14 protein-coding genes and 1 other annotated feature are annotated in these 17263 nt (G+C 41.5%); of the genes, 12 read left to right on the top strand and 2 right to left on the bottom strand.

Annotated features, from left to right (window positions below; all coding sequences use genetic code 11):
• Positions 1–106 precede the first annotated feature (106 nt).
• Together lon and yihA are read left to right on the top strand one after the other, a co-directional pair.
• Positions 107–2434, top strand: a complete 2328-nt coding sequence (lon, locus tag ACIFOT_RS17875; RefSeq protein WP_430066699.1) for an endopeptidase La — start codon at positions 107–109, stop codon at positions 2432–2434.
• On the top strand, positions 2431–3012 hold the full coding sequence (gene yihA, locus ACIFOT_RS17870) for a ribosome biogenesis GTP-binding protein YihA/YsxC (RefSeq protein WP_430066698.1): 582 nt from the start codon (positions 2431–2433) through the stop codon (positions 3010–3012). The genes lon and yihA overlap by 4 nt, the downstream gene beginning before the upstream one ends.
• Positions 3013–3042: 30 nt before the next feature.
• Here the strand turns inward: yihA and ACIFOT_RS17865 are convergent, their stop codons facing one another.
• On the bottom strand, positions 3043–3531 hold the full coding sequence (locus tag ACIFOT_RS17865; protein ID WP_430066697.1) for a LiaF transmembrane domain-containing protein: 489 nt from the start codon (positions 3529–3531) through the stop codon (positions 3043–3045).
• Positions 3532–3734: 203 nt separating this feature from the next.
• Here ACIFOT_RS17865 and hemA point away from each other — a divergent pair, with 203 nt between their 5' ends.
• The 8 genes from hemA to ysxE all read left to right on the top strand — a co-directional run bounded on the left by hemA (position 3735) and on the right by ysxE (position 12507).
• Complete coding sequence (gene hemA, locus ACIFOT_RS17860) at positions 3735–5078, top strand: glutamyl-tRNA reductase (RefSeq protein WP_430066696.1); 1344 nt, start codon at positions 3735–3737, stop codon at positions 5076–5078.
• Positions 5079–5094: 16 nt separating this feature from the next.
• Complete coding sequence (locus ACIFOT_RS17855) at positions 5095–5928, top strand: cytochrome C assembly family protein (protein WP_430066695.1); 834 nt, start codon at positions 5095–5097, stop codon at positions 5926–5928.
• A gap of 9 nt (positions 5929–5937) precedes the next feature.
• Positions 5938–6876 carry a hydroxymethylbilane synthase gene (gene hemC, locus ACIFOT_RS17850; protein ID WP_430066694.1) on the top strand — a complete coding sequence of 313 codons (939 nt, stop codon included), beginning with the start codon at positions 5938–5940 and terminating at the stop codon, positions 6874–6876.
• Positions 6870–7652, top strand: coding sequence for a uroporphyrinogen-III synthase (locus tag ACIFOT_RS17845; protein ID WP_430066693.1), 783 nt, complete (start codon positions 6870–6872; stop codon positions 7650–7652). Before hemC ends, ACIFOT_RS17845 begins: the two co-directional genes overlap by 7 nt.
• A gap of 38 nt (positions 7653–7690) precedes the next feature.
• Positions 7691–8671 (top strand): porphobilinogen synthase, encoded by a 981-nt coding sequence (gene hemB / locus ACIFOT_RS17840; RefSeq protein ID WP_430066692.1) that lies wholly within the window; start codon positions 7691–7693, stop codon positions 8669–8671.
• A gap of 25 nt (positions 8672–8696) precedes the next feature.
• Entirely contained in the window at positions 8697–9983 is a 1287-nt protein-coding gene (hemL, locus tag ACIFOT_RS17835) for a glutamate-1-semialdehyde 2,1-aminomutase (protein ID WP_430066691.1), read from the top strand.
• Positions 9984–10265: 282 nt separating this feature from the next.
• Positions 10266–11384 carry a stage VI sporulation protein D gene (spoVID, locus tag ACIFOT_RS17830; RefSeq protein ID WP_430066690.1) on the top strand — a complete coding sequence of 373 codons (1119 nt, stop codon included), beginning with the start codon at positions 10266–10268 and terminating at the stop codon, positions 11382–11384.
• 88 nt (positions 11385–11472) lie between these two features.
• Entirely contained in the window at positions 11473–12507 is a 1035-nt protein-coding gene (gene ysxE, locus ACIFOT_RS17825) for a spore coat protein YsxE (protein WP_430066689.1), read from the top strand.
• 21 nt (positions 12508–12528) lie between these two features.
• Here the strand turns inward: ysxE and ACIFOT_RS17820 are convergent, their stop codons facing one another.
• On the bottom strand, positions 12529–12720 hold the full coding sequence (locus ACIFOT_RS17820; protein ID WP_430066688.1) for a hypothetical protein: 192 nt from the start codon (positions 12718–12720) through the stop codon (positions 12529–12531).
• Positions 12721–12896: 176 nt separating this feature from the next.
• On the opposite strand from ACIFOT_RS17820, the gene ACIFOT_RS17815 reads away from it, so the two are divergent.
• On the top strand, positions 12897–14216 hold the full coding sequence (locus tag ACIFOT_RS17815) for an O-antigen ligase family protein (protein ID WP_430066687.1): 1320 nt from the start codon (positions 12897–12899) through the stop codon (positions 14214–14216).
• Positions 14217–14328: 112 nt separating this feature from the next.
• Positions 14329–14563 (top strand) — a binding site (T-box leader).
• A gap of 51 nt (positions 14564–14614) precedes the next feature.
• The gene (locus tag ACIFOT_RS17810; protein ID WP_430066686.1) at positions 14615–17257 is read left to right on the top strand and encodes a valine--tRNA ligase; all 2643 of its coding nucleotides are present in this window, start codon (positions 14615–14617) and stop codon (positions 17255–17257) included.
• Positions 17258–17263 lie beyond the last annotated feature (6 nt).

Below are 17263 nucleotides of genomic sequence, written 5' to 3'. Positions count from 1 at the left end.
TCTCTAAAAATAGACACGTAAAACCAAATAAGATAGAATTGTACAACAAAGACTATTCTGCATTTGCAGTAGTAAAAAAGGATTATGCATGTGGAGGTGCTGTATTATGGCGAAAAATAATGAATTGCTCGTCCCCCTCCTGCCGCTTCGGGGATTGCTAGTTTATCCGACCATGGTGCTTCATTTAGATGTCGGCCGTGAAAGATCAGTGCAGGCCCTTGAAAAAGCAATGGTAGATGACCATTTAATTTTTTTAACCACTCAAAGGGATGTCTCGATCGATGAGCCTTCTGAAGAGGATTTATACAAGGTTGGAACCTTAACAAAAGTTAAACAAATGCTTAAATTGCCAAATGGAACAATCCGGGTATTGGTGGAAGGACTAAGCAGGGCGGAAATTGTTACTTTTTATGATGAAGAAGATTACTTTTCTGTCACCATCACCACCTTCGATGACCCAGAGACGAAAGATGTGGAAGACCAAGCCTTGATGCGGACGATGCTTGAATATTTCGAGCAATACATAAAATTATCCAAAAAAATCTCTGCTGAAACCTATGCGTCTGTCGCAGATATTGAGGAACCTGGGAGAATGGCAGATATCATCTCCTCCCATTTGCCAATCAAGCTGAAGGAAAAACAGGAAATTCTTGAAACGATTGACGTTAAACAAAGAATGAACATGGTCATTGACACGATTCACAATGAAAAAGAAGTGCTTAATCTTGAAAAGAAAATTGGCCAGCGTGTCAAGCGGTCCATGGAAAGAACGCAAAAAGAATATTATTTGCGTGAACAGATGAAGGCGATTCAGAAAGAATTAGGCGATAAAGAAGGCAAAACAGGTGAAATTGCCGAGCTTACCAAAAAAATTGAGCAAGCGGGAATGCCTGAACATGTCCATCAAGCAGCGCTTAAGGAATTAGACCGCTATGAGAAGGTGCCTACAAGCTCAGCGGAAAGTGCGGTCATCCGCAATTATATTGAGTGGCTAATTTCCATTCCATGGTCGAAAAAGACAGAGGATGACATTGATATCCTTCGGGCTGAAAAAATCCTTAATCAGGACCATTATGGCCTTGAAAAAGTGAAGGAACGTGTGCTGGAATATTTAGCGGTTCAAAAGCTGACAAACTCCTTAAAAGGACCGATTCTATGTCTTGCAGGACCTCCAGGGGTTGGGAAAACAAGCTTGGCCCGTTCCATCGCCACATCGCTAAATCGTAATTTCGTCCGCGTATCGCTTGGCGGCGTCCGTGATGAATCCGAAATTCGCGGCCATCGGAGAACATATGTCGGGGCGATGCCAGGCCGGATTATTCAAGGGATGAAGAAAGCGGGCACTATAAACCCAGTCTTTTTATTAGATGAAATCGATAAAATGTCGAGCGATTTCCGCGGCGATCCATCTGCAGCGCTGTTGGAGGTCCTTGACCCGGAGCAAAACCATAATTTCAGCGACCATTATATAGAAGAAACGTACGATTTATCGAAGGTCATGTTTATCGCAACGGCGAACAACCTGTCCACCATCCCGGGACCATTGCTAGACCGAATGGAAATCATCACGATTGCCGGCTACACTGAAATTGAAAAGGTTCATATCACAAGAGATCATTTGCTGCCAAAGCAAATTAAAGAAAATGGCCTTTCAAAAAGCACCTTGCAGGTCCGTGATGATGCGATTTTAAAAGTTGTCCGCTATTATACACGCGAAGCAGGGGTTAGAAGCCTTGAACGTCAGATGGCGACGATTTGCCGAAAAACGGCCAAAATCATTGTGTCTGGTGAAAAGAAACGCGTCGTTATTACCGATAAAAATGTAGAAGAGTTTTTAGGAAAACCAAGATTCCGGTATGGCCAAGCGGAAACAGAAGACCAAGTGGGCGTGGCAACCGGATTGGCGTACACTACCGTGGGCGGCGATACCTTGCAGATAGAAGTTTCCTTAGCCCCTGGAAAAGGAAAACTGGTTCTCACGGGTAAACTTGGTGATGTCATGAAGGAATCAGCGCAGGCGGCCTTCAGTTATATTCGCTCTAAAGCGAAGGAACTGGGTATTGATGAGAATTTCCATGAAAAATATGATATTCATATTCATGTACCGGAAGGAGCCGTACCAAAGGACGGACCATCTGCCGGAATAACAATGGCAACCGCACTGGTATCCGCGTTAACGGGCAGACCGATCCGCCGTGAAGTCGGCATGACCGGTGAAATTACCTTGCGCGGCAGAGTGCTGCCGATTGGCGGCTTAAAAGAAAAAACACTTAGTGCTCATCGAGCAGGCCTGACAAAGGTCATCCTTCCAAAGGATAATGAAAAAGATATCGATGACATTCCCGAAAGTGTGCGAAATGAATTAGAGTTTGTTCCAGTAACACATGTAGATGAAGTATTGAAGCATGCTCTATTGGAAGGCGGAGCAGAATGAAAGTAGTAAGTTCAGATATAGTTATTAGTGCAGTTAAACCTGAGCAGTATCCGGAAACGGATCTGCCTGAATTTGCACTGGCCGGCCGGTCAAATGTCGGCAAATCTTCTTTTATCAATAAGATGCTGAATCGAAAGGGCTTGGCGAGGATTTCCTCTAAGCCTGGAAAGACTCAGACATTAAACTTTTTCCTAATCAATGAAATTCTTCATTTTGTCGATGTTCCGGGATATGGATATGCAAAAGTGTCCAAGACGGAGCGGGCAGCCTGGGGAAAGATGATTGAAACTTATTTTACGACCCGCGAGCAATTAAGAGCGTGTGTGCTAATCGTTGATTTGCGCCATCCGCCAACTTCTGATGATGTCATGATGTATGATTTTTTAAAGCATTATGAAATTCCTTGCGTCGTTATTGCGACTAAAGCGGACAAAATCCCAAGAGGAAAGTGGCAGAAGTACCTAAAAGTGACGCGTGAAACGTTAGATCTTGACCCCAACGACCATATCGTCCTGTTCTCCTCTGAAACCGGGGAAGGAAAAGATAAAGCGTGGGCAATTTTACAAAGTTTTATGTAAACAAAAACCGCCAGGCATAATGCCAGGCGGTTATTTTTTCTTTTTTAGTAAAAAATAAATACCAACAACTATTAAGAGAGCAGGCCAAAATTTCCAAACCAAGCTCATTCCGTTTTGTAATAATCCAAGATATCCCGCAATTTTATCATAAAAAAGCAGCAACACTGCTAAAATGAGAAAGAGGAAAGCTTGAAATAATCCTGTGTTTGTTTTTTGAAAACGGAGAAAGAATCCGATTGAGATAATTAAAATTAACATACCAATCGTATTAGTTGGCCAAAACGAAACATGGCCGGCGAGATGAAAATGAAGTCCAAATCCAGTCATGATAACGCCGGGAAGAATGGCTTCCTGATCATTCGCCCGAAACCCTTGACCGAGAAAAGCAATTCCCACAATGATGATTAACGTCGGCCAAGTGAAAAATTGTTGAAAAATTGTTATCCCTGCTTGTTGTAATAAAAAGTAGGCTCCAAAACCAATTAAAATAATTCCAGGGAAAATACGCTGGTTTTTCATAGAAATACACCACTTCCAGTAAGGTTCACTTGAATATCATCGATTTTTTTGATACTGTACATAGGGAAGTAATTTTACCCATATAATTTTCTATGTTACCACATAGTTTCATTTAATGTTCACATTTTCCGAACGAAAGTAAAAAATGCTCGTGATATAATCAATCTAGTTATTCATGTTATTAATGGGGGTGTTCTAAACAAATGCATATATTAGTTGTCGGTCTAAACTATAAAACTGCCCCTGTCGAAATCCGTGAGCGGTTAACTTTTAGTGAAACTGATCTTGTGGATGCCATTAAGAAATTAAACACTAAGAAAAGCATCCTAGAAAATATCATCTTGTCTACATGTAATCGTACGGAAATTTACGCGGTCGTCGATCAATTACATACAGGCCGCTATTATATTAAAGAATTTCTCTCTGAATGGTTTGGAATGGAACAAGCAGAATTTACACCGTTCCTCTTCATTTATGAAGACGATGGTGCGGTCGATCACTTGTTTAATGTAACTTGTGGACTTAATTCAATGGTCTTAGGTGAAACGCAAATTCTAGGACAGGTTCGCACAAGCTTCATGCTGGCCCAAGCAGAGGAAACTACAGGTTCCGTGTTTAACCACTTGTTTAAACAGGCGATTACTCTTGCCAAACGGGCTCATTCAGAGACGGAGATTGGTGCCAATGCTGTTTCTGTCAGCTATGCAGCAGTCGAACTAGCAAAGAAAATTTTCGGGTCGCTTGCAAATAAGCATGTGTTGATTTTCGGCGCAGGCAAAATGGGTGAATTAGCCGCACAAAACCTGCACGGCAATGGTGTCAAAAAAGTGACGGTCATTAACCGGACCTTTGATAAAGCCAAAGTTTTAGCCGGCCGTTTCAGCGGTGAGGCAAGGACGATTTCTGAATTGGAAAAATCACTGGTGGAAGCGGATATTCTAATCAGTTCAACCGGTGCGAAGGATTTTGTCATTACCAAAGGGATGATGGCAAAAGTTGAAAAAATGCGGAAGGGTAAGCCATTATTTATGGTGGATATTGCCGTACCGCGCGACTTAGATCCGGCTATTTCGGAACTGGAAAACGTCTTTTTATACGATATCGATGATTTAGAGGGAATTGTCGAGGCTAACCTGCAAGAACGCAAAAAAGCGGCTGAAAAAATCATGCTTATGATTGAAAAGGAAATCGTCGACTTCAAGCAATGGCTAGGTATGCTTGGTGTGGTTCCTGTCATTTCAGCTCTTCGCGAAAAAGCCCTGGCGATCCAGGCTGAAACAATGGAGAGTTTGGAACGCAAACTTCCTAATTTATCTGATCGTGATATCAAGGTGTTAAATAAACACACCAAGAGTATTATTAACCAAATGTTAAAAGATCCAATTTTACAAGCAAAAGAATTGGCTGCAAAACCTAATGCCGAACAGGCCATGGACTTATTTATGAAAATATTTAATATTGAAGAGCTTGTTCACGAACAACATGCGAAAGCAGCCGAAACCAATAAAATATCGGTTACAGAAGCACAGGCTTCCTTTCAGTCTTAAGGGGGCCCCCTGAATTATGTCTGATGTCTTTATGACAAGGCTTCACGAATTTACAGTTGTTCTGTATGCCTTCAGTGTGTTGTTATATTTTTTCGACTTCATTCACCATAACCGGAAGGCAAACCGTACTGCCTTCTGGTTACTTGCATTTGTATGGATTTTACAAACAGTGTTTCTATTTTTCTATATGAATAAAACAGGCAGATTCCCTGTTCTCACTATCTTTGAGGGACTCTATTTTTATTCTTGGGTATTAGTCACATTGTCACTTGGTATAAATCGATTACTTAGGGTAGATTTTATTGTTTTTTTTACAAATATATTAGGCTTTATTGTCATGGCGATTCATACCTTTGCCCCAATGCAATACCACTCACATGTCATGGCCAAACAACTAGTATCTGAACTTTTATTAATTCATATTACAATGGCCATTCTATCATATGGGGCTTTTTCATTATCTTTCGTTTTTTCAGTGTTATACCTGCTTCAATACGATTTATTAAAAAGAAAAAAATGGGGAACACGTCTCGTCCGAATCGCAGATTTAGAGAAACTCGAAAGATTATCTTACATATTAGCGGTAATCGGTGTTCCTATGCTGCTGCTAGCGCTCATCTTGGGCTTGCAATGGGCTTTTCTTAAGGTTCCCGGGATGCCTTGGTATGATATGAAAATTATTGGTTCGTTTCTCTTACTAACGGCCTATAGCGTTTTTTTATATCTCCGGATTGCAAAAAATCTATCAGGGAAAAAATTAGCCCTTTGGAATACAGCATCTTTTTTAATCGTATTAATTAACTTTTTCTTATTTGGTCGATTATCATCTTTTCATTTATGGTACTCATAGGAGGCAGTCATGCGAAAAATTATTGTTGGCTCTAGACGCAGCAAGTTAGCTTTAACACAAACAAATTGGGTGATAGAGCAGCTTAAAAAAATAGATTCCGGCTTCGAATTCGAAGTAAAAGAAATCGTCACTAAAGGTGATAAAATCTTAGATGTCACCTTATCCAAGGTAGGCGGTAAAGGGTTATTTGTTAAGGAAATTGAGCAAGCCATGCTGGATAAAGAGATTGATATGGCGGTTCATAGTATGAAAGACATGCCTGCTGTATTGCCGGAGGGTCTGACTATCGGCTGTGTGCCATTCCGTGAGGATCACCGCGATGCCCTTATTTCTAGAGACCATGTAAAGCTAAAGGATTTGAAACCAGGGGCCATTATAGGTACGAGCAGTCTGCGCCGCAGTGCCCAGCTGTTAGCGCAGCGTCCGGATTTAGAGATTAAGTGGATCCGCGGTAATGTCGATACAAGATTAGAAAAATTAAAGAGTGAAGAATACGATGCCATCATTTTAGCGGCAGCAGGCCTTTCCCGCCTTGGCTGGGCAAGCGACGTCGTGACTGAATTTATTGATGCCGATATTTGTATCCCTGCCGTTGGACAGGGGGCGTTATCGATCGAGTGCCGTGAAGATGACAAAGAGCTTCTTGACCTGTTTGAAAAATTCACCTGCAAGGAAACGGAAAGAGCCGTTCTTGCTGAGCGTGCCTTCCTTCAAAAAATGGAGGGCGGCTGCCAGGTGCCGATTGCCGGGTTTGCCCGTATCGATGAAAACGATGAAATCGTCTTAAATGTTTTAGTGGGATCTCCTGAAGGTCAAGAGATTTTTAAAGAAGAACTTCGCGGACAAAATCCGGAAGAGCTTGGTGTTCAAGCTGCGGATTTATTAACTCAAAAAGGAGCCAAGGACCTGATTGATCGAGTGAAACGTGAGCTCGAAGGTCAATGCTAAACTCCCTTCCTCTCCTTGATAAAAAAGTGCTTGTTCCAAGAGGAAAAGATCAAGCAAAATCTTTTTCCCAGCTTGTTGAACGCTTTGGAGGGATTCCCGTGGAAATCCCTCTAATAGCCTTTCGACCGATAGCATCAAATGAGCGCATTCAAGATTGTTTGAGGGCTCTTGATACATATGATTGGATTATTTTTACGAGTAATGTCACGGTGGAAACCTTTTTTTCTTTTTTAGAAGATGGTGTGGCGGTTTTGCCGAAGGTCGCCGTCATTGGTAAAAAGACCGAAGAGGTTTTGAAGGAAAAAGGGGTTCAAGCTGAGTTTGTTCCTTCGGTTTATGTTGCCGAAGAATTTGTAGAGGAGTTTTTACCGATTCTTGAGGGCGGTTCAAAGGTGTTAATTCCAAAAGGCAACCTTGCCCGTGAATATATCGCAACTGCTTTGACAGAGGCTGGCACTCAGGTTGACGAGGTCATCATTTATGAAACGTACCTGCCTGAGGAAAGCCGTTTAAAAGTACGTGGAATGTTGGCTGATGGAGAGGTTGATATTTTAACCTTTACAAGTCCATCAACGGTGGATCATTTCATGGAAGTGGTAAAGGAATTCGGTTTGTACGAGCCGATGTCAAACTGCATCGTCAGCTGCATCGGGCCAGTCACTGAGAAAAAATTACATGAATACGGCCTTACGGTGCATGCTTCACCAAAGGAGTATACTGTGAAAGACATGATTAATAGCACGATAGATTTTTTAAAAAAAGCATCGCTAAAATAGGATTCGCAAATAAAGATTTATTTTGGGAGGAAAATACAATGGATCTTCAATTTAAACGCCACCGCCGTCTGCGTTCAAGTGAAAGCATGCGTGCACTTGTTAGAGAAAACCACCTGAAAGCGGAAGATTTCATTTATCCGCTGTTTATTTATGAAGGGGAAAACATTCGCAACGAAGTATCATCCATGCCTGGTGTCTTCCAAGTGTCCATGGACAATCTTCAAGCGGAAATGGAGGATATTGTAGGCCACGGAATTAAGTCCGTATTGCTATTCGGTATCCCGAAAACAAAAGATGCCTGCGGTGAGCAAGCCTACCATGACCACGGCATTATCCAGGTAGCAACCCGTTTTATAAAAGAGAAATTCCCAGAAATCATCGTTGTCGCTGATACATGCTTGTGTGAATACACCAGCCATGGCCATTGCGGTGTCGTAGAAGGGGAGAAAGTCCTAAACGATGAATCTCTTGAATTACTTGTTAAAACGGCTGTCGCCCAAGCTGAAGCTGGGGCTGATATCATTGCACCGTCAAACATGATGGACGGTTTTGTAGCGGCGATCCGCGCCGGTTTAGATGAAGCTGGTTTTCAAGAAATTCCAATCATGTCATATGCCGTCAAATATGCTTCCGCGTTCTACGGACCATTCCGTGAAGCGGCAGAAGGCGCGCCGCAGTTTGGCGACCGTAAAACCTATCAGATGGACCCGGCAAACCGGTTGGAAGCCTTTAGGGAAGCAGAATCCGATGTAGCTGAGGGCGCAGATTTCTTAATCATTAAACCTGGTATGCCTTACCTAGATATCGTTCGTGATATGAAAAATACCTTTAATTTACCTGTTGTCGTATACAACGTAAGCGGTGAATATTCCATGATCAAAGCCGCCGCATTAAACGGCTGGATTGACGAGAAAAAGACCGTTCTTGAAATGCTCATTGGCATGAAGCGTGCAGGTGCAGATCTTATCATCACCTATGCCGCAAAAGATGCGATTCGCTGGTTAAAGGAAGAGGAATAATCCATTTTTGAAAAGAGGGAAAAAGATGCGTTCGTATACAAAATCGATTGAAGCATTTAAAGAAGCCCAAAAACTAATGCCTGGCGGTGTCAACAGCCCGGTTCGCGCCTTTAAATCAGTGAATATGGATCCGATTTTTATGGAACGAGGCAAAGGCTCCAAAATCTATGATATTGATGGCAATGAATATATTGATTACGTTCTTTCTTGGGGGCCGCTCATCCTCGGCCATACAAACGACCGAGTGGTTGAAGGGCTTAAGAAAGTAGCTGAATTAGGTACAAGCTATGGTGCACCAACCTTAATGGAAAATGAATTGGCGAAGCTTGTCATCGAACGTGTACCATCTATTGAAGTGGTACGGATGGTTTCATCTGGTACGGAAGCAACGATGAGTGCGCTTCGTTTAGCTCGCGGCTACACAGGACGCAACAAGATTTTAAAATTTGAAGGATGCTATCATGGCCATGGTGATTCCTTATTGATAAAAGCTGGTTCTGGTGTGGCAACACTTGGATTGCCAGACAGCCCAGGGGTGCCAGAAGGGGTTGCCTCCAACACGATTACCGTCGCTTACAATGATCTTGAAGGCGTGCGATATGCGTTTGAACAATTCGGTGAGGATATCGCTTGTATCATCGTTGAGCCAGTTGCCGGTAATATGGGACTTGTTCCGCCGCTTCCTGGCTTCTTAGAAGGCCTTCGTGAGATTACTTCTGCGAACGGCTCACTGCTTATTTTTGATGAAGTAATGACTGGCTTCCGCGTCGGTTATAACTGTGCGCAAGGTTATTTCAACATTACACCGGATATTACCTGTTTGGGTAAAGTTATCGGAGGCGGCCTTCCTGTTGGGGCATATGGCGGCCGAGCGGAGATTATGGAGCGAATTGCCCCAGCCGGTCCGATTTACCAAGCTGGAACCTTGTCTGGTAACCCGCTTGCAATGACAGCTGGTTTTGAAACATTAAGCCAATTAACACCGGAGCACTATGACGAATTTATTCGTAAGGGTGACCTTCTGGAAAAAGGCTTTAAGGCTGCGGCTGAAAAATATGATATTCCGATTTCATTCAACCGCGCTGGTTCGATGATTGGTTTCTTCTTTACAAATGAAGAGGTTATCAATTATGAAAAAGCAAAGTCCTCTAACTTGGAATTTTTTGCAGCGTATTATCGTGAAATGGCTGATCAGGGCATCTTCCTTCCGCCATCACAATTTGAAGGATTGTTCTTATCTACTGAGCATTCCGACGAAGATATTGAAAAAACGATTCAAGCGGCTGAGATTTCATTCTCCAAACTTAAATAATTTTGTGTTAGCATCCACCTTGTTTGGTGGGTGCTTTTTATTTAGTTAGCTACGTTAATCAGCGGATAACAGGCTCCAATCAGCGGATAATGAGCTCCAATTGGCGGATAACCGCTCCAATCAGCGGATATCTCACTCCAATCAGCAAATCGACGCACTCCAACCCATCTCACGATTCTTTTTCACAGACAAATCTCTTTTTTATCATAAAAAATCCACTTGGTTCATAGAGTGTAAGTGACATAGTGATTTTACGTGAAGGAAACGAAAGGAGGAGTCGCTTTGTCCCAGGAGAATCAATCGTGTCTGCGATTTTCCTTGGAGGAGTCGCTGTGGTTTAGAAAAGGACAGGAAGTCGAAGAGCTTATCTCCATTTCTCTAGACCCGGACATCACCATCCAGGAAAACGATCAGTACGTAACCATAAGAGGTTCGCTGGAACTCACCGGCGAATATAAAAGTTACGAAGAAAGCGAAGTAATTGAAGAAGAAGGGTTTACCTCTCAAAAATTTGTCGAGCGAGTGGCAGAACGCGAAGGGGAAGAAATCTGTGAATTTTCACATCGATTCCCAGTCGATATCACCATTCCGAACAATCGGATTCAAAGTATTTATGATATTGATGTCCTCGTTGAATCATTTGACTACTCCTTCCCAGAGCGTAGCTGCTTGAAGCTTTCAGCTGAGCTGACTATCAGTGGTCTTTACGGAACTGAGCAGCAGCAGGAGGAGGAAGAAGCAGAAGCAGCAGAACCTGAATTTGAAGTCCTTCACCGCTCCGAAACTGAAGTGGATGAAGTAGAATCCATCCAGGCTGCGTTACAAAACAATTATCAAGACAGCTTCTTGTTTGAAACAGAAGCAAGGAAGCCGCTGGAAGAAGAAAGTGTTGACGTTTTACCGAAATACCCAACCTTCAATTATCAGCCGCAGCAAAACTTCTATCAAGAAGAGGAAGAAGAAAACTACCAGCCTGCCTGGAGCTTCCAAGAAGCAAGAGGTGATAAGAAAAAGGCGGTTGTAGAAGAAGAGAAAATTGTCGTTGAAAAAGAGCCAGTTCAAAAAGTGGAAGTCAAAGCAGAAGAAGTGGAAGTTTCAGGGCATGAAGAAAGCTCCTCTTCATCCTCTTCATCAGAAGACTTTATCCACAAGATTAAGAAAAAGCTTCCGATAAAAAAGAAAAGCATGACGCTGACAGAATTTTTTGCCCGGAAAGACGAGGGGGCAGACCAAGCGAGATTAAAGATGTGCATCGTTCAAAAAGGGGATACCGTAGACAGCCTGGCAGAACGTTACGATGTCTCCGTAAACAATCTTCTCCGCGTCAACCAGCTGGAACTGAATCAAGATGTTTATGAAGGCCAGGTATTATATATCCCTGCAACACTAGCTAAAAAATAATTTTTTAAAAGAAGATGAGCGGGTTTTCTGACCTGCTCACCTTCATTTATCAGTGCTTCTGTTTTTCGAGGAAAGAGAGTTGAGTTCTATGAGTGACTCAAGCAGAATAGATGAATTTTCACCAATATTAAATAACTATCTTATTGAACCTTATTTTGTTGAAGATTTCGGACCTGTTCAAAAAGTCTATTCCAATAAAGGCACCTTTGCATTAAAAAAAATCGCCCCTGCAACCGGAACCGATTTCATTCGTCACGTTCATCTACTTTATCAAAAAGGCTTTAATCGTATCGTTCCAATCTATCCGACGATGGATGGCAGGTATGCTGTCCTCCACGAAAATAACCTTTATTATCTAATGCCATGGATGCCGAATGATCACCGTGAAGATCGGCAGCAAAAGAATCACCAGCTTTTCCGTGAACTGGCCAGACTTCACACCCTTTCTGCGAAAGAAATCACGATAAGCAAAGAAGAACGAACTGAACATTATGAAAAGACGATTCAACAATACGAAAAACATCAGGAATTCTTGGATGGCTTCGTTGATGAATGCGAAAAGAAAACCTATATGTCGCCATTCGAATTGCTTTATTGCCTGTACTACAATGAAATTAACCAGGCACTAAGATTTTCGAAAACAAAATTTGAAGAATGGTATGAGGGGACAAAAGAAAACGATAAGGCCCGAATGGTGATTACCCATGGGAAATTATCATCCGAACATTTTCTATACGATGAACGGGGCTATGGCTTTTTTATTAACTTTGAAAATGCCCGCTATGGTTCACCGATTCATGATCTTCTGCCTTATTTATCCCGCGCCTTAAATACCAGCCCAAAGCGCAGTGATGATGTCATCGATTGGATTTATCATTATTATAAATATTTTCCATTTAAAGCAGATGAAAAACAACTATTCTACAGCTATTTGGCTTATCCAACTCCAATTATCCAAATGGCAGAAAAATATTATCGAAAGCAGCGGCCGAAGAACGAGTTGAAATTCGTCCGTAAGCTGCAGCAACGCTACTGGCATTTGAAAAACTCGGAGTATGTCGTGATGAGAATGTCGGAAATCGAAGCCCAGCAAAAAGCAAAAGAAGGAGCCCAGCAGCAGTGAGAAACCTGCCCCATGGGCTCCTTAAACTACGTCAAAATAGATGGAAATCGCAATAGCGATAAACACCGCTAATAATAATACGTCAAAGACTGTAGGCAGTAACAGCGTTCGAATAAATTGAAATATCACAAAAGGGACAATAAATTGTCCGCATATTCTCCGGCACGTTCTAAACCAGGGTTGGTATTTGATTTTGTTGAAATTCCCTTTCACCTGGAAAACCTCCCCTTGCTTTTATGACATTTATTTTATGTATATTCCAAACCCACTACGTATTCCCCTAAAATAAATCATTTTAATGAAAAATTCAGATTGAATAGTTTATTAGGAAATGGAATAATGAGAAAGTAAATAAATTAGCAGTTATCTTAAAGGGTGAAAAATTGTAAATGTATTGGTTTATCGTTTTGTTTCCGTTAATGATTTACCCGTGGGGTATTGATCCATACTACACCACTACTAAGACCAATTACTTGTATCTTTTTGTGTTTGCTGCATGGCTGTTTATTATTTTTAAACGAAAATATCGTACTTTATTACCTGCAAAAGATGAATCAAAAGCAATCTATATATTATTAGTTTTCTTATCATTAGTGGAGCTTTCAACTGCTTTTACAAATTATACATATAGCTCGGTTTATGGCTCAATCGATCGCAAGGAAGGACTTATTACCTTCTTCTCCTATTGCAGTGTTTTTCTTTTTTCATATAAGTTACTAGATTTAAAGAAGGTAAATAAAGTCTTTCCTGGCATTGCCATTGTTTCAATGATTGTTTCCGTGTATGGAATACTGCAGCACTATTCTTTAGATTTCCTGCCGAGAAACAGTGCAATGCGTGGTTATACTGGAACCTATACCTTTTTTGATAATCCTAACTTTTTTGGATCGTATCTTGTATTAATTTTGTTAGTCTCGATGATGATGTATTTAACGGAAAAAAATAAAAAATTATTATCGTTATATTTTATTGTGTCAAGTTTAGGCTTCATTGCCCTTATTTTTTCGAGTACAAGAAGCGGCTATGTCGGTGTTTTCTGCGGAACTGTTTTTCTTTCCCTTTTTGTTGTCCTGAAAAGAAAATATCTTTGGAAAAAATGGGCTTCCTTATTACTTACGATGGCACTTTTACTTTTGGTTATTAATATCACTGAAAAGGGCCAATACTTTAATCGAATCAACTCTGTTGTCACGGATACCTATAGTGTGGCATCAAATCAAAGTACCGGCCATGAAGGTTCATCGCGCTTTTTTATTTGGGAAAAATCGTTCCCGCTTATTCCAAAATATTTTTGGGTTGGCTCTGGCCCGGATACCTTTGAATTTGTTTTCAAAGCATCTCCAGAGGAACTGCAAGAATTTTTTGGCGATCCAAATATAACAGTTGATAAAGCCCATAACGAATATTTGCAGATAGCCATTACAATAGGCACACCTGCACTCTTAACTTACTTACTTTTCATATTTGTCATTTTTAGGAGGGCATTCAAAGCTGTTAGACAAGCACAGGGGAATGAGAAATTAATTCTTTACGGACTAATGGCGACAATCATAGGGTATTTGGTACAAGCATTTTTTAATATTAGTACAGTTCCGGTTGCACCGATTTTTTGGTCGATCCTAGGCATTACTATGGCTAAATCGGAAAGCATTCTTAAAAATTCCAAAGCAGCACAATCATTTGAAGAACTAACTGAAAAAAGTGCATAATAAATACAATCAATTTCGTCTTCCTGCTCATAAAGTATAAATAATAAAAAAATCGGCAATCATGATTGACGTGAAACCCTTTTTTTCGGTAGTATAACAATATAATTTAAAAAGTTAAGCTAAGACAGGGAAGAGTACGATGCCAGCCTGCTTAAAGAGAGGGAAATCATTAGCTGGAAGATTTCCTAAGAGGTTCATCAGAAGGTCGCCCAAGAGCTTCTTCTGCGAAAAGGTCATTTGGCCCGAGTAGTTGAAGACGGATGAAATCCGTTATCCAGTTAAGTGCCAATCATTTTATGTGATTGGAAAAAAGGTGGTACCGCGAAGCAACTCCATTCGTCCTTTTATGACGAATGGAGTTTTTTTATTTTCCGGTACAATTGAAGGAGGAATATTAAGTGGAAACAAAAGAATTATCAATGCCAACCAAATACGACCCGCAAGCGATTGAAAAAGGTCGTTATGAATGGTGGTTACAAGGAAAGTTTTTTGAAGCATTAAATGATGAAGGCAAACAGCCATATACAATCGTTATCCCGCCGCCAAACGTTACAGGCAGACTTCACCTTGGTCATGCGTGGGATACTACGTTACAAGATATCATTACACGAATGAAAAGAATGCAGGGCTATGACGTTCTTTGGCTCCCTGGTATGGACCACGCCGGAATTGCGACCCAGGCAAAGGTTGAAGAAAAGCTTCGCGGAGAAGGCAGAAGCCGCTATGATTTAGGAAGAGAAAAATTTGTTGAAGAAACGTGGAAATGGAAAGAAGAATATGCTTCCCATATCCGCCAACAGTGGGCAAAACTTGGCCTTGGTCTTGATTACTCACGTGAGCGCTTCACCCTTGATGAAGGCTTATCTTCAGCAGTTCGTGAAGTATTTGTTACCCTTTATAAAAAAGGACTCATTTACCGCGGTGAATACATCATTAACTGGGATCCATCCACGAAAACGGCTTTATCTGATATCGAAGTTATTTACAAAGATGTTCAAGGTGCTTTCTACCACATGAAATATCCGTTAGCAGACGGTTCAGGACATATCGAGGTTGCGACAACCCGTCCTGAAACAATGCTTGGTGATACAGCGGTTGCCGTACATCCAGAAGACGAGCGCTACAAGCATTTAATTGGAAAAACCGTTATCCTTCCAATCGTTGGCCGTGAAATTCCAATCGTTGGCGATGATTATGTGGATATGGAATTCGGTTCCGGGGCTGTAAAAATTACACCGGCACATGATCCGAACGATTTCGAACTTGGCAACCGTCACAATCTTGAACGTGTCCTTGTAATGAACGAAGACGGCTCCATGAACGAGAAGGCTGGTAAATATCAAGGTTTAGACCGTTTTGAATGCCGAAAGCAAATTGTAAAGGACCTTCAGGAACAAGGCGTTCTATTTAAAATTGAAGATCACCTGCATTCCGTTGGCCACTCTGAACGGAGCGGCGCGGTAGTCGAGCCATACCTTTCAACTCAGTGGTTTGTTAAAATGCAGCCGCTTGCGGATGAAGCAATTGCTCTTCAAAGCAAAGAAAACAAAGTAAATTTCGTTCCGGACCGTTTTGAAAAAACATACCTCCATTGGATGGAAAATATCCGTGATTGGTGTATTTCAAGACAGCTTTGGTGGGGACACCGTATCCCAGCATGGTATCACAAAGAAACTGGAGAAGTTTATGTAGGCCATGAAGCACCAGCTGACAGTGAAAACTGGGAGCAGGATAAAGACGTATTGGACACTTGGTTCAGTTCCGCTCTTTGGCCGTTCTCGACAATGGGCTGGCCTGATACGGAAGCAGCTGATTTCAAGCGTTTCTTCCCAACAGATGTTTTAGTAACCGGTTATGATATTATTTTCTTCTGGGTATCCAGAATGATTTTCCAAAGCATCGAATTTACTGGCGAGCGTCCATTTAAAGATGTTCTCATCCACGGTCTCGTTCGTGACGAGCAAGGCCGAAAAATGAGTAAATCTTTAGGTAACGGTGTTGACCCGATGGATGTCATCGATAAATATGGTGCAGATTCCTTACGTTACTTCTTATCAACTGGTACTTCTCCAGGGCAGGATTTACGCTATAGCACTGAGAAGGTTGAAGCGACCTGGAACTTTGCCAATAAAATTTGGAATGCCTCCCGCTTTGCGTTAATGAATATGGATGGCATGACCTATGAGGAAATTGATTTCAGCGGCGAAAAATCAGTTGCCGATAAGTGGATTTTAACTCGTCTAAATGAAACGATTGACCATGTAACAAGACTATCTGAGCGCTATGAATTCGGTGAAGTTGGCCGTGCTCTTTACAACTTTATCTGGGATGATTTCTGTGACTGGTATATCGAAATGGCGAAGCTTCCACTATATGGTGATGATGAAGCAGCGAAGAAAACGACTCGTTCCATTCTGGCCTATGTATTAGACAATACGATGCGTTTATTACATCCATTCATGCCGTTTATCACCGAGGAAATTTGGCAAAACCTACCTCACGCTGGAGAATCGATTACAACAGCGAAATGGCCTGAGGTGAAGCCTGAGCTTTCGGATGAAGAAGCAGCCGGAGAAATGAAGCTGTTAATGGAAATGATCCGCTCTGTACGGAATATCCGTGCCGAAGTAAATACTCCATTAAGCAAGAAAATCAAAATGCTTGTTAAAGCGAAAGATGAAAAGATTTTAAAATCCATCGAGAAGAACCGCAGCTACATTGAACGCTTCTGTAATCCGGAAGAATTAACAATGGGCACTGAGGTTCAATCTCCGGAAAAAGCGATGACAGCGGTTATAACAGGATTAGAAATAATCTTGCCGCTTGAAGGCTTAATCAACATTGACGAAGAAATCGCTCGTCTACAAAAAGAATATGAAAGACTAAATAGAGAAGTAGAACGAGTTCAGAAGAAATTAAGCAATGAAGGCTTTATCAAAAAAGCTCCGGAAAGTGTAATCGTTGAAGAACGTGCCAAGGAAAATGATTATCTTGAAAAGAGAAGCATTGTTGAAGCACGTATTAAAGAATTAAAAGGTTAAACAATA

This window comes from Neobacillus sp. NRS-1170 (genome assembly GCF_050468025.1).
The sequence above is the reverse complement of the archived record's forward strand: the minus strand, read 5'-3'. Positions and strand labels throughout refer to the sequence as shown.